The 12,489-nt window shown below is 47.0% G+C and carries 12 protein-coding genes; 5 read left to right on the top strand and 7 right to left on the bottom strand.

Going from position 1 to position 12,489, the window contains the following annotated elements; all coding sequences use genetic code 11:
- Positions 1 to 19: 19 nt before the first annotated feature.
- Together EJP77_RS03055 and EJP77_RS03060 are read right to left on the bottom strand one after the other, a co-directional pair.
- Complete coding sequence (locus tag EJP77_RS03055; RefSeq protein WP_127197690.1) at positions 20 to 1,396, bottom strand: sensor histidine kinase; 1,377 nt, start codon at positions 1,394 to 1,396, stop codon at positions 20 to 22.
- Complete coding sequence (locus EJP77_RS03060; RefSeq protein ID WP_425464220.1) at positions 1,393 to 2,118, bottom strand: response regulator transcription factor; 726 nt, start codon at positions 2,116 to 2,118, stop codon at positions 1,393 to 1,395. Before EJP77_RS03060 ends, EJP77_RS03055 begins: the two co-directional genes overlap by 4 nt.
- Before the next feature lie 155 nt (positions 2,119 to 2,273).
- Between EJP77_RS03060 and EJP77_RS03065 the strand changes: the two genes are divergently transcribed.
- Positions 2,274 to 2,588 (top strand): DUF485 domain-containing protein, encoded by a 315-nt coding sequence (locus EJP77_RS03065; protein ID WP_127197691.1) that lies wholly within the window; start codon positions 2,274 to 2,276, stop codon positions 2,586 to 2,588.
- Positions 2,585 to 4,105, top strand: coding sequence for a solute symporter family protein (locus EJP77_RS03070; RefSeq protein WP_127197692.1), 1,521 nt, complete (start codon positions 2,585 to 2,587; stop codon positions 4,103 to 4,105). Before EJP77_RS03065 ends, EJP77_RS03070 begins: the two co-directional genes overlap by 4 nt.
- 108 nt (positions 4,106 to 4,213) lie before the next feature.
- Here the strand turns inward: EJP77_RS03070 and EJP77_RS03075 are convergent, their stop codons facing one another.
- Positions 4,214 to 5,659: an MFS transporter gene (locus EJP77_RS03075; protein ID WP_127198288.1), complete on the bottom strand. Its 1,446-nt coding sequence runs from the start codon at positions 5,657 to 5,659 to the stop codon at positions 4,214 to 4,216.
- Between the two features lie 371 nt (positions 5,660 to 6,030).
- Here EJP77_RS03075 and EJP77_RS03080 point away from each other — a divergent pair, with 371 nt between their 5' ends.
- On the top strand, positions 6,031 to 6,354 hold the full coding sequence (locus tag EJP77_RS03080) for a hypothetical protein (RefSeq protein ID WP_127197693.1): 324 nt from the start codon (positions 6,031 to 6,033) through the stop codon (positions 6,352 to 6,354).
- A gap of 155 nt (positions 6,355 to 6,509) precedes the next feature.
- On the opposite strand, the gene EJP77_RS03085 is transcribed toward EJP77_RS03080, so the two are convergent.
- The 4 genes from EJP77_RS03085 to EJP77_RS03100 all read right to left on the bottom strand — a co-directional run bounded on the left by EJP77_RS03085 (position 6,510) and on the right by EJP77_RS03100 (position 10,524).
- Positions 6,510 to 7,946 carry a M14 family zinc carboxypeptidase gene (locus EJP77_RS03085; RefSeq protein ID WP_127197694.1) on the bottom strand — a complete coding sequence of 479 codons (1,437 nt, stop codon included), beginning with the start codon at positions 7,944 to 7,946 and terminating at the stop codon, positions 6,510 to 6,512.
- A 169-nt stretch (positions 7,947 to 8,115) separates the two neighbouring features.
- Positions 8,116 to 8,604: a hypothetical protein gene (locus EJP77_RS03090; protein ID WP_127197695.1), complete on the bottom strand. Its 489-nt coding sequence runs from the start codon at positions 8,602 to 8,604 to the stop codon at positions 8,116 to 8,118.
- Between the two features lie 197 nt (positions 8,605 to 8,801).
- Entirely contained in the window at positions 8,802 to 9,638 is an 837-nt protein-coding gene (locus EJP77_RS03095) for a prohibitin family protein (protein WP_127197696.1), read from the bottom strand.
- A gap of 106 nt (positions 9,639 to 9,744) precedes the next feature.
- Positions 9,745 to 10,524: an ABC transporter ATP-binding protein gene (locus EJP77_RS03100; protein WP_127197697.1), complete on the bottom strand. Its 780-nt coding sequence runs from the start codon at positions 10,522 to 10,524 to the stop codon at positions 9,745 to 9,747.
- A 171-nt stretch (positions 10,525 to 10,695) separates the two neighbouring features.
- Here EJP77_RS03100 and EJP77_RS03105 point away from each other — a divergent pair, with 171 nt between their 5' ends.
- A complete protein-coding gene (locus tag EJP77_RS03105; RefSeq protein ID WP_127197698.1) occupies positions 10,696 to 11,550 on the top strand; it encodes a GNAT family N-acetyltransferase in 855 nt (284 codons plus the stop codon).
- 70 nt (positions 11,551 to 11,620) lie between these two features.
- Positions 11,621 to 12,484 (top strand): class I SAM-dependent methyltransferase, encoded by an 864-nt coding sequence (locus EJP77_RS03110; protein ID WP_127197699.1) that lies wholly within the window; start codon positions 11,621 to 11,623, stop codon positions 12,482 to 12,484.
- Positions 12,485 to 12,489 lie beyond the last annotated feature (5 nt).

Below are 12,489 nucleotides of genomic sequence, written 5' to 3' on the forward strand. Positions count from 1 at the left end.
ACGGCGTATGAACAACAAGTTACAACTTTGGGAGGGTTACCGTAAAAGTTGTTCCATCCTTGCTGCTTGACACTTCAATATTTCCTTCATGGAGGAGGATGATTTTTTTAACGATTGCCAAGCCCAGCCCGGTACTCCCAGAAGCACGCTCTCTTGCAGGGTCAACCCGGTAGAACCGATCGAAAAGCAGAGGCAGTTGATCCTCAGGGATTCCATCTCCTGTATCAGATACGGTAATAACAAGACCTTCCTGCCTCAGGCCGGCTCTCAGATCAATGGATCTGCCTTCAGGAATATGCTTGACCGCATTGGACAGCAGATTCATCCATACTTGATAGAGCAGCACCTCGTCCCCGTTAACCTGGATTTCTTCAGGCACCTCGAACCGAAGCGCAATTTCTCTATCTGCCATTTGCCACTGCATGACCTGAACAACCTGTCTTAATTGGGAACGTAGATTGAACGCCTTCTTCTGAAGTCCATCCGCAGTTTGATCCAGAGAGGAAAGGAGAAGCAGCTGCTTGCTGAGCAGGGACAAATGATGGCTCTCCTCGTTGATAATTTTCACGTAATGTTCATACTCCTCTTTGGGTAGAGCTTTGTTCGTCAAGGCTTTGGCGAAGCCCTGGATGGAAGTTAAAGGAGACTGTATTTCGTGTGAGACATTGGCTACAAACTCCTGACGCGCCAGATCAGCTCGTTCCAATTCCTTGCTCATGCTCATAAAATGGGCGGCCAGTTGACCAATTTCGTCCCGTCTACGCACAGGAATTTGAATATCGTATGTACCTTGTGCAATGCGCTTGGTCGCTTCCGTCAGTCGGGTAATCGGCTTTACCAGATAGGTCGTGCTGATTAACATGGCCAACACACTGAATGCAATCGTAAGGCCTCCGATCATGGCAAAGAAATTGCGGAGTTCACCGAACTGAAGGAGAACGTCCGGACGCATGAACAGGGCGTACTTCCCTCCGTTAAGCGTGAGCGGCATTCCGATGGTGTTGCTAAGGCGATTATCAAAGAATCCAGTGATGAACCAGGAGTTAGGGAAATTCGATACACCATGATAGACTTGTCCACCCAGCACAAGCTTTAGAGACTCCCTTGCCAGATCTTTCTCCCGAAAAGCACTTCCATACGAGCGCTCCTCTCCCCCTTCAGAGATCAGGAGCAATTCGTATCCGAGGGACGCCGCGTTCTCGAAGTACTCGCCAGATAGCTGGGGGTGACTCTCGGCAAAATTCTTCATATTAGATGCCATCGTCACAAGCTTCTGATCATTAAATGGCTTTAATTTCATATGATAATAAATATTGGAGACCAGGAATCCCATAAGACTGCTGATGATAACTGTGGCGATCGTGATCAGAAACACCCGATAATAAAGACTCCTCATTTCTCGGGCACCTCCAATCTGTAACCGATGCCGCGCACGGTATGAATGTTGAAGTCTTCCTGATAGTCCGCGAAGCGCTGTCTTAGCCGCTTAATATGTACATCTACCGTCCGCTCATCCCCCTTATAATCCGAGCCCCACACCAACCGAATTAGATCGTCCCTTGAGTACAATCTTCCGGGATATTGAGCGAGCTGTGCTAACAATTCGAACTCTTTAAGGGGGAGCAGAATCGTCGATTTTCCATCCGTTACTTCATAATTATGCCGATCGATGATCAGATGATTCAGACGAATCTTATCGCTGGATACGACGGAATAACGCCGGAACAGTGCTTTCATGCGGAACACCAGCTCTTCTGGCTCGAAGGGCTTGGTAACATAGTCATCCGTACCGCGCAGGTACCCCTGCTCCTTATCAGGCAGCTGATCTCTTGCCGTAAGTAAAATAATCGGAATGTCATACTCAGTCCTGACATACTCGCACAATTCGAGACCGTCCATTCGCGGCATCATGATATCGATGACCGCCAGATCAATTGCTTCCTCGTTCAGCTTTTCCTTGGCTTCCTGACCGTCCCGGGCTTCGATTACCCGGTATCCTTCCAGGGTCATTACATGCTTCAGCAAAGTAAGAATATGCCGATCATCATCAGCTATGAGTATCGTCTTCACATGCTCAACCTCGTTTCTCTGATTCCACATCACTTTCTCAGCTACCATTATACATAGTTCCTAATTCTTAAGCTTACTTCCTCAACATTTTGTCAAAATTTATACTTTAGCCCTATTCTAAGAAGCCTTGTTTATGAATATGCTTGTTAAAGCGCTTACATTTAGTCACACAATATTCACAATTTGAACCTGGAGGGAATGACATGGAACCGAAACCGGATTACAATCGAATTTCAACAAGTCCACACTTCAAACGATTGATGCACAAGAAAAAGCGTTTTCTGTTTCCGATGACCTTGTTCTTCCTGGTATTCTACTTCCTGCTTCCTGTGCTGACCTCGTATTCCAAAACGCTGAATGAGCCAGCCATTGGACCCATCAGCTGGGCTTGGGTGTTCGCTTTTGCCCAGTTCATCATGACCTGGACGTTATGTATCCTTTATTCCCGCAAATCCGTTCAGTTTGACCAAGAGATTGAGCAAATCAAGCAAGAAGCCGCTGGGAGGACAAAAGCATGAATACAACCGCCTTCTCACTCTTTCTCGGAATCGTCGCTATTACTTTGATCATTACTTATTTCGCTTCCAAACGAACCAAAAGCACCAGCGAATTCTATACCGGGGGCGGCGGATTAACCGGTTGGCAGAACGGTCTTGCCATCGCAGGCGATTACATGTCTGCCGCTTCATTCCTGGGTATTGCCGGGTCCATTGCGCTTGCAGGATTTGATGGATTCTTCTATAGCATTGGCTTTCTTGTCGCCTATCTTGTTGTTCTGTACCTCATTGCAGAGCCTTTAAGAAATCTTGGACGGTACACCATGGCCGACATGATTGCCGCCCGATTCGACGACAAGAAGATCCGCGGGGTTGCCGCCCTCAATACGATCACGATCTCCACCTTCTATATGATTGCTCAGCTGGTGGGAGCAGGGAGCTTGATTCGTCTACTTCTCGGGCTGGATGCCGTGACCTCCATTGTTATTGTCGGCGTGCTGATGACCGTCTATGTAGTCTTCGGCGGCATGACAGCAACCAGCTGGGTGCAGATTACCAAGGCTGTGCTGCTAATGGCAGGTACGTTCATTATCTCCATGATTGTATTTGCAAAGTTCAATTTCTCTCTTACCGAGATGTTCAATCACCTGAAGACTGCCACTCCACTAGGAGAAGCTTTCTTGAATCCAGGCAACAAATATAAGGTTCCGCTGGATACTTTAAGCCTTAATCTGGCACTTGTGCTTGGCACCGCGGGTCTGCCGCATATTCTGATTCGGTTCTTCACGGTAAAAGACGCTCCAACCGCACGCAGCTCCGTCGTCTATGCCACTTGGATCATCGGCATATTCTATATCATGACGGTGTTTCTAGGGTTCGGAGCCGCCGCTTTCGTAGGTGCGGATGCTATTACGGCCCAAGATAAAGGCGGCAATCTGGCAGCTCCGCTGCTCGCCAAAGCTCTGGGCGGCGACTTCCTTTTTGCCTTCATCTCAGCAGTTGCTTTCGCGACCATTTTGGCGGTTGTCACAGGCCTTGTTCTGTCCGCCGCATCGGCTTTTGCCCATGATTTCTACGGCCACATTATCAAGAAGGGCACCGCTTCCGAGAAGCAGCAGCTTAAGGCTGCCCGCTGGGCTTCAGTCGGCGTATCCGTGCTGTCCATCGTCCTTGCCCTGTTCGCGATGAAGCTGAACGTGGCTTTCCTGGTCTCGCTTGCCTTTGCGGTAGCCGCAAGTGCGAATCTGCCTGTCCTTGTCTTTACGATCTTCTGGAAAAGATTCAATACAGCCGGTGCGATCACCGGGATGCTGACCGGCCTGATCAGCGCACTTCTTCTTGTGGCTGTTAGCCCAAGTGTCTGGGATCCTGCAGGTAAGGCTATTTTCACGGGAGAAGCCCTCTTCCCGCTTGCTAATCCGGGGATTATCTCGATCCCGCTTGGATTTATCGGAGCCATAATTGGCACCTACTTATCCTCCAAGACCGATGTGAATAAATATACCGAAGTGATGGTAAAGGCTAACACCGGGATGTAAGGGTATATTGATCTGGAATCGTAACTAAACAGCGCACCCCCTAATTTTACAAGGAAGGCTATCCGGCTCTCCAAGTAACTTTAGGGGGTGCGTTTGCTTTCTATGTGATTAATACTTCTGCATTCTGGAAGCCCATAATCTCCATCCGGTGAGTATAGCAGCTACAAGACAAATACAAGCAGCCAGGATAAATACGGTATGCATACCTGTCAGGAAAATATCCGGCCGGCCCGGTACGAGTCCAATAACCCGGCGGCCTGCCTCACTGCTCATTACACTAAATAATGTCGTAGTCGCCACCGTGATCCCGACAACCATGCCAATGTTCCGGATTAGTGAATTGATACTTCCGGCTGTTCCCAGCTGAGTTCTAGGCACCTTGGACATGGCAAGTGAATTATTCGGGGATTGGAATAAGCCGTTGCCGACTCCAAGAAGTGCAATCCAAAGCCCCACCCAAACAAGCGAGCTCTCTTGATGAAGTGAAGCCATACCGAGCAGTGCGGCAACATTAACAAGCAGCCCCGCAAAGGTAAGCAGTTCAGAGCCAATCTTGTCAGATAACGCTCCGCTGAGCGGTGCCACGATCACCATAGTGACTGGAAAGAGCATTAATAGAATCCCCGCATGGGAAGGAGACAATTGCAGCACACCTTGAGTATAGAACGGAGCTATAATATTGTAGCAGAACACAGAGACGAACACGAGAAACCCACAAAGGATGCTGAGTGAGAACCAGGAGTTTCGGAACAAAGACAGCTGCAGCAGCGGAGCGGAACTCCGTTTCTCCACCCAAAGAAAAAGCAGGAATGCAGCAACCGACAGAATTAAACTGGCTATAATCCAACCGTTGTTATAGCCTGTCTGCTGGCCAAGCAGAAGACCTGCGAACAAGAGCAGGATGAAGAAGGCAAACAGTAGGGTTCCGGGCAGATCCACCTTGGTTCGGGATTTAACAAGATCAACCGGAAGCACCTTCCAGCCAAGAATAATAGCTACAAGCCCAATCGGTATGTTCACCCAGAAAATATATTCCCAACCTAATGAAGAGACTAAGACTCCGCCAATACTAGGACCTGCAATACTTCCAAGCGATACAAAAGTGCCTATCAATCCAATGGCCTTGCCTCTCTCGTTCGAAGGAAAGATATCAGTTATAATCCCCATATTATTCGCCATGGTCATGGAAGCTCCTAAAGCTTGAATAAATCTTGAAATAATCAAGAAGGTCAAGCTTGTACTGAAGCCGCATAACAACGAGCCAATCAAGAATACTACGGTGCCGGCCTTAAACACCCGTATTTTGCCGATATTATCACCTAGCTTCCCAAAGAAAAGCACCGCGGCACATATCGCCATCAAGTAGCTGGTAGCTACCCACTCGGTCTCTGCTACAGCGAGCGAGAGTTTGGATGATATTTCAGGCAGCGCAATGTTGACGATGCTTCCATCCAAGGTTGCCATGAAAGTGAATAGATTAACAGCGATCAGGATGAACCAGCGCCTGCGCTGGACAGCTTCATTCTCCTGATAGGTTTGGGGAATGGCATTCATGTTCACACCTCTATCTCCTTAAAATATATATTTAGTTGCAGACGCAACAATATTCGGTACAGAGATTATATCCCATGTTAGTTGCATGCGCAACAATTGTGCGATAAAATTTTGGATAACAACCATGTGAGCAAAGTGACCAATGCAGGGGGTAACTGAATGCAGAAAGAACCTATTGGGAAGCTGATTTCCCTGATCCATAGACAGTCAGAAGACACTGAATAACCGGCTTGCTGCTTAGAACATTAGCTTATTGCACTGCTGAACAAAGTAAACCTGGAGACAGAGCAATAATTGTACGATTCCTGCCTTTGGATTGGCAGAGCAATCATGTTATTATATAAGGCAATGAACTAAGGAGGAATCACTTGTTGAACAACATATCGGATAACCAGCTGCAAGAATCCAGGGAGGGTATGGGAAGCGTCGTTGTCTCCATTCTGCTCATGATTATCGCTTTTATCCTTACCCTATTTACACTGTTGATCTTCTTCCGGAATCACACTTCTCCGAACACGATAGGAATTTGGATTCCGATTGGCATTACCTCGGCAGCCAGCCTTGCAGGTCTGTTCTTCGGGCGCAACGCACTAAGAACCGGAGCGGCTCGCGGACTATCCCTGCTGAGCATGACTGTCTGCGTTGTACTGCTCCTGCTTGAAGCCGGGCTCGCGGTGTATATGCTTATGAAGTAGCGAGTTCCAAATTCGCTGCATTTAAAAAGATCTGAACGACGGAATAACCTTCTGAATTCCGTGCTCAGATCTTTTTGTATTGGTGAGGAGATGTGGATTCCTGTATGCAGCATATCTTCTATATGCCTAACCTCCAAAATAGATGCGGAAGCACGTTACTTGGAAGGGCTTTGGTAGATCCACAGATCGCCAATCGGGGTATTAATCTTGTACCAGCTGCCCCACTGCTGAATCGCATGCACTTCAGTTAGCGTAATCGTTGCTTTTGCTTCTTTCGCAGCCGGTTCAGAATACACCTCGGTCTCTACTCCAAGTGTTAATGTTAGATCCACATCGACAGGGTCTCCCGTTGGCATAGTAGTCTCAGCTGGCTCGCGTACAACCGCGTTCTTGTCATAGAGCCACTTCTCTCCCTGATCGGTCTTCACCTTATACCAATTGCCCGACTTGGCTGTCGCGGTTAGCGTCTGCGGGCGGATCGTACCGACAGTTCCAGATATAAAGTTATTGGAGTTAAACAGCTGCTTGAGTTCCGATATCGTGATGTCTTTGTGGAATTCCTGTACAGCCTGCTTGGCTTGATTCTTCTTCAGCCACAGCCTGTAGCCTTCATCTGCAATCCATAATCCAATCTTCTTGTTAAGCTTCCATTCTGAATCAAATACGGACACGGAGAGATTCGTCTCTCCTTCCTTGATGCCGATCTCCGGCGTAAAAGCTGGCCGGCCGAATGTAGTAATGAACCAGTCGGTATATCCTCCCCCAGACGGGTTCGGGGCTGGCTTTACCTGGGAATAACCAGTAATTGCGGAGAACGTATTCGCTAGCTTCTTGTCACGAGCCAAATTGCTCGGCTTTGTATTGAAATTCCAGTAAAGAATATGGCCTGCGGTATGGTAGGACACCGCGATTTCAGGATTAATGGCATAAGTGAATTTGACCATGCTCTGGTTCTCCCTGGTTTGCAGCGGCTTCGTGCCTTTATAGTTCATCCAGCGAGGGGCTTTGGCAGGAAATTTAATACCCGACCATAGAGCGGGATATTGGCGATTCAGGTCAATCCCCTGCGCATTCGCCTTCCAACGCTTGAAGTTTCGGCTTCCCTCATTCATTTTGATCAAATTAGACCATACCAGCTTTGGAAATGCGGACAACCCGTACTGCTGAAGAGTCACTCCATCCGGGTTCACCATCGGTACGAACCAAATCGTCGACTCGGACAATACCGTTCGAACGTCATAACCTTCAAATTTACTGCCACTCTCATATGCTTTGGCATACTGCTCAATCATATACATGTTAAGCGTGCTGGTCAGCCACTCCCGCGCATGATGCGAGCCATTGAAGAAGACGGTTGATTCCCCATTTCCAAGACTGACGGCCCATTGCTCACGCCCGTAAGGGGTCTTCCCGATTGACTTATAATGAATGATCTCCGGATATTCACTGGCAAGCTCTTTGATATCTTTGGTCATTCTATCATAAGTATAAGTTTCCTTTGGATTTACTATATTTGAAGCTGCAGATACCCCTGCTGTATGTATAAAAGCAATGCTAAGACATGCAGCACCTGCGATGAGCCACTTTTTCATTTTAACTTTATTCCCCCATGATGTAGATTATCTCTCCTTTACTAAAATATCTCATTCTATTAACTATTGTCTAGTAAAAAAGACCCCCTATCAGTCGATAGGAGGACATAAAACTCTACATTTTTCTATATGGAAGTTTAGAAGACATCAGGTTATGATTATATTTTTATCATTTAAGCATAGTAGTTGAATTCGTTGTAAAACCTCTCCATGAGGCATCCACTGGTTTCGTTCCATTGCCAACACCACTCATAAGCACTGTATACTTCCCAGATCGCACACCATGAGGATAATCACCCGTACTATACCAAGTGTATGAGCCTTTTCCCGGAATGGTTTTTGCGATATACGTTTTGTTAGTCTTAACGTGTGTAACCACTACTTTTACTGGTGAGCTAGATTTATTCTTGAAGTATAACTTCACATATCCATATCCACCAAGTACTGGAAACCCTGAATTTCTATTACCAAATGGTTCGATCACTGGGCCCCCAAAAAACCCAGGTATAAGACCATAATTGGGTGTAGCTGTTTTTGAGTTAGCATTAAAGGTTGTCTTGCTCGATTCATCATGTTCTAGTACGAATGGTGTAGCGATTAATGCGAGTACCACCACAGCTAATAACAGAGTGGACAACATTAACACTCTTGCTTTCACAATTATGCCTCCCACTAACTGTATAATTATTACAATTTAACCATAACAATAATTAGTGTTTTTTTAAAGCATATTAGTAATTAAATATAAATTTTCTATTACTGACGACTATCTGCTATTAATAGTGAACATAACTATATATAAAAAAAAAGGACGAAGCCAGCGCTTCGTCCCATGAATAATTTCTATTAACTCTTCTACTTGCCACTCAGCGAGTTAACATCAATAAATGGAGTTGCCCCGCCGGTAACCTGCGGCATTTGACCATTCCACTTCTCAATCGCCTTTTCCTGAATTTCAATCTGCTTCAGCTGCACGAGTTCAGGTGTAACTTCCTGCTTCTTCAGCTTCAGAGACTGCGCTTCCGCTTGGGCCTGAGCAATCTTCTGCTTGGCTTCAATTTCAATACGCTTAAGGTCATTCTCAGCTTTCAGTGCCTGTTGCTGGGCAACCTGCTTAGCTTCAATCGACTGATTAAATGCTTCGGAGAACTTGAAGTTAACGATATTAATATCGTTCACAACCAGGTCATATTTCGAGAGACGCTTGGTCAGGTGCTCACTAATTTCCCCTGCTACAACATCCCGCTTGGCGATCAAGTCCTCAGCCGGGTATCTTGCAGTAACTTCCTTCACAATCTCCTGAATTGCCGGATTAATAATGACCTGATCGAAATTGCCTCCGATATTATTCATCAGGTTATACACCGAATCCTTGTTCACGGAATAGTTCACGGCAACATGGGTGGATACCGGCTGTAAGTCCTTGGATGACGCGGTCGTGTCGGTCTCCGCCTTGCTTACTTGAACATTAACCTGAATAATCGTCTGAACGAACGGAATCTTTAGATGAATACCCGGCGTTAAAACATTGTCATTCAGCTTCCCAAAAGTCTTGTACAGTCCAACATGTCCATAGGTAACGGTAGCATAAGAATTAACTCCCACAATAATTGCCGCTACTGCAATGACAATGGCAGCGATCCCTACTCTTAGATTGCCTGTTCTCTTCTTCGGTTCTGTTTCTGGATTCACAGATATCCCTCCACTGGTCTATAGGTCTATTCCGCTTTATCAAAAGCGTACTTACCCAATAGTACGCAGTCGTCCAGAGAAAGTGGCAAATTAGGGAAATAATTCTTTATTTTTTTGACAGCCAGGCACGATCTTGATTCCATAACACATGTACAGGCATTTCGAAGAATTCAGATAAGCTCTCATTCTCCAGCACTTCCTTGGTATACCCCGAGGCGAACACTTCGCCTCTGCGGATCAGCAGCGTCTTGCTGAAGATCGGCAGAATCTCTTCCGTGTGATGGGTGACATATAAGAGATGAGGCGCATCCGGCTGCTTCGACAGCTCTTCGATACTATCCAGCAAGCCTTCTTTGGAGATAAAATCAAGTCCGTTCGCGGCTTCATCCAGAATGAGTAGCTTGGGAGAACCCATCAGGGCACGCGCGATGAGCAGCTTCTGCTTCTCCCCTTGAGAACAAGTCTGGTAGGAGCGGCCTGCTAGATGGGAACATCTCAGTTGTTCCATTAGCTGCTTAGCTCGGTTATAGTCCTCTGCAGAAGGCTTCTCATACAGTCCTATGGAGGCAAATTTGCCGCTTACCACCAAATCCTCGGCCTTCTCATTTCCATACAGCTTCTCTTGAAGGGAGGAGCTGACCCATCCGATGGATCTCCGCAGATGCCGGATATCCACCTCTCCAAACTTTTCACCCAGCACCGAAATCTCACCTTGGGTTGGCCAAATATAACCGTTCAGCATATTTAACAAGGTCGTTTTGCCGGAACCGTTAAGACCTAGAAGAGCCCAATTCTCGCCCTTAGAGACCGTCCAGTTCACACCTTTGAGTACAGTTTTACCTTCTCTAAACCATGAGACATTCTTCATCTCAATAATATGTTCCATTTACCGCATCCTCCTGCTCCCTGTCATCGTTATTTCCAAACTACCCCTGGAGCGGGATACTTGTCAACTCACATGCTGGAGCACTTCTCCATATTTTGTCTGTGCCCACCCGGTTCATTCCGTTAAAATCAAGGTGTTACCACGCAATCCTTTACTCCAGGAGGAAACTGTATGCTCACGAACACTCAGTGGGACCAAATTGCTGAATTGGAACAAATCTGCAACCATCATGACGGGATTCATCTGAAACTCAACTGGGACATGTTAAAAGCCCGGAGACCTGACCAAAAGGATGATTATTTCGTTATTCGCGACGAACATATTGTCGGTTTTCTTGGCTTGTATTGCTTTGGCAAAAAAATCGAGGTATGCGGCATGGTTCATCCGGATTATCGGCGTCAGGGCCTCTTCTCTTCCATGTTAGAACAAGCACTCCCTAGAGAGAGACGCGAAGGCCTAGAGGAAATATTATTAAATGCACCAGCAAATTCAATCTCTGCAAAAGGGCTGCTCCAGTCGCTGGATGTCCAGTTTGCCTTCTCAGAATATCAAATGACTTATTTGGGCGATAACGAGAAACCGCCGAAATATGTTCCCGGCTCACCATCAGCTCACCTGCGTCCCGCTATCCGCTCGGACCGGGCAGATTTAATCCGGCTGGACGAGGTCTGTTTTGATTATTCCAAGTATGCCGCTGAACAATATTATGAGGCGACTCTGGATGCACCGGATTCCGTTACCTACATCATTGAAGCTGGCGATCGGACCGCAGGAAAAGTTAGATTGGTGTATGAAGATGAGATCAGCTGGATCTACGGACTGGCCATATATCCGGAATACCGCAGACAAGGTATCGCAAGACAGGTTCTTCAGCAGTTGCTCGAGCAAGAAACCTTATCAGGGCATGGTATTCGTCTGGAGGTAGCCCTGAATAATCCTGCAGCAATGAAATTGTATCAATCTGTCGGCTTTCAAGTAACAGAGGTCCAGGATTATTACCGATACGGCTCCTTTCTCCCTCGATAATATGGCATCAGATACGCAAAATAAGGTACAATAAAGTCTAAATGAATTTTACCGAAGGATGGAGCATGTTATGTATATCGCAAATGATTGGAAAGACTACGAAGTCATCGATACCGGGAACGGAGAAAAGCTGGAGCGTTGGGGAGATGTAATCCTCCGCCGTCCGGATCCTCAGATCATCTGGCCGATCCAGCAGGAGAATCAAGAGTGGAGAGATGTTCATGGCCATTATCACCGCAGCTCTTCAGGCGGCGGCGAGTGGGAAATGAAGAAGAAACTCCCTGAACGCTGGACGATTTCTTATGACAAATTGAAATTTCATATTAAGCCTACGAACTTTAAGCATACCGGATTATTCCCTGAACAAGCGGCCAACTGGAGCTGGATGATGGACAAGATCTCGAATGCTGGACGGCCGATTAACGTACTGAATCTATTTGCCTACACCGGTGGAGCTACGGTCGCTGCGGCATCCGCAGGAGCATCCGTAGTCCATGTAGATGCCGCTAAAGGCATGGTGCAGTGGGCTAAAGAGAATCTCCAATTATCTGGACTCGGCGACCGTCCGGTGCGCTTCATCACCGATGATGTATTTAAGTTCGTTCAGCGCGAGCAGCGACGCGGCAGCCGTTATGATGCGATAATCATGGACCCTCCTTCTTATGGACGCGGCCCTGGTGGTGAGATGTGGAAGCTCGAAACGAGTCTGTACCCTTTTGTGGAGTCCTGCCTCTCCATTCTGTCGGATCAACCGTTATTTATGCTGATCAACTCTTATACGACCGGAATCTCGCCAACTGTACTCACCAATATTCTAAACATGACGGTGAAGAAAAGATTCGGCGGACGGATCTCATCAGGGGAGCTAGGCCTGCCGATTACCCGTTCAGGACTCAATCTGCCATGCGGAATATTGGGACGATGGGAGGAGTAGCTCCC

The organism is Paenibacillus zeisoli, from assembly GCF_003994465.1.
Classification (GTDB): domain Bacteria; phylum Bacillota; class Bacilli; order Paenibacillales; family Paenibacillaceae; genus Fontibacillus; species Fontibacillus zeisoli.

Excerpts from the sequence above, each read along its gene's own strand:
- EJP77_RS03055 (WP_127197690.1), bottom strand. The coding sequence starts at position 1,396 with ATGAGGAGTCTTTATTATCGGGTGTTTCTGATCACGATCGCCACAGTT.
- EJP77_RS03060 (WP_425464220.1), bottom strand. The coding sequence starts at position 2,118 with ATGGTAGCTGAGAAAGTGATGTGGAATCAGAGAAACGAGGTTGAGCAT.
- EJP77_RS03065 (WP_127197691.1), top strand. The coding sequence starts at position 2,274 with ATGGAACCGAAACCGGATTACAATCGAATTTCAACAAGTCCACACTTC.
- EJP77_RS03070 (WP_127197692.1), top strand. The coding sequence starts at position 2,585 with ATGAATACAACCGCCTTCTCACTCTTTCTCGGAATCGTCGCTATTACT.
- EJP77_RS03075 (WP_127198288.1), bottom strand. The coding sequence starts at position 5,659 with ATGAATGCCATTCCCCAAACCTATCAGGAGAATGAAGCTGTCCAGCGC.
- EJP77_RS03085 (WP_127197694.1), bottom strand. The coding sequence starts at position 7,946 with ATGAAAAAGTGGCTCATCGCAGGTGCTGCATGTCTTAGCATTGCTTTT.
- EJP77_RS03100 (WP_127197697.1), bottom strand. The coding sequence starts at position 10,524 with ATGGAACATATTATTGAGATGAAGAATGTCTCATGGTTTAGAGAAGGT.
- EJP77_RS03105 (WP_127197698.1), top strand. The coding sequence starts at position 10,696 with ATGCTCACGAACACTCAGTGGGACCAAATTGCTGAATTGGAACAAATC.
- EJP77_RS03110 (WP_127197699.1), top strand. The coding sequence starts at position 11,621 with ATGTATATCGCAAATGATTGGAAAGACTACGAAGTCATCGATACCGGG.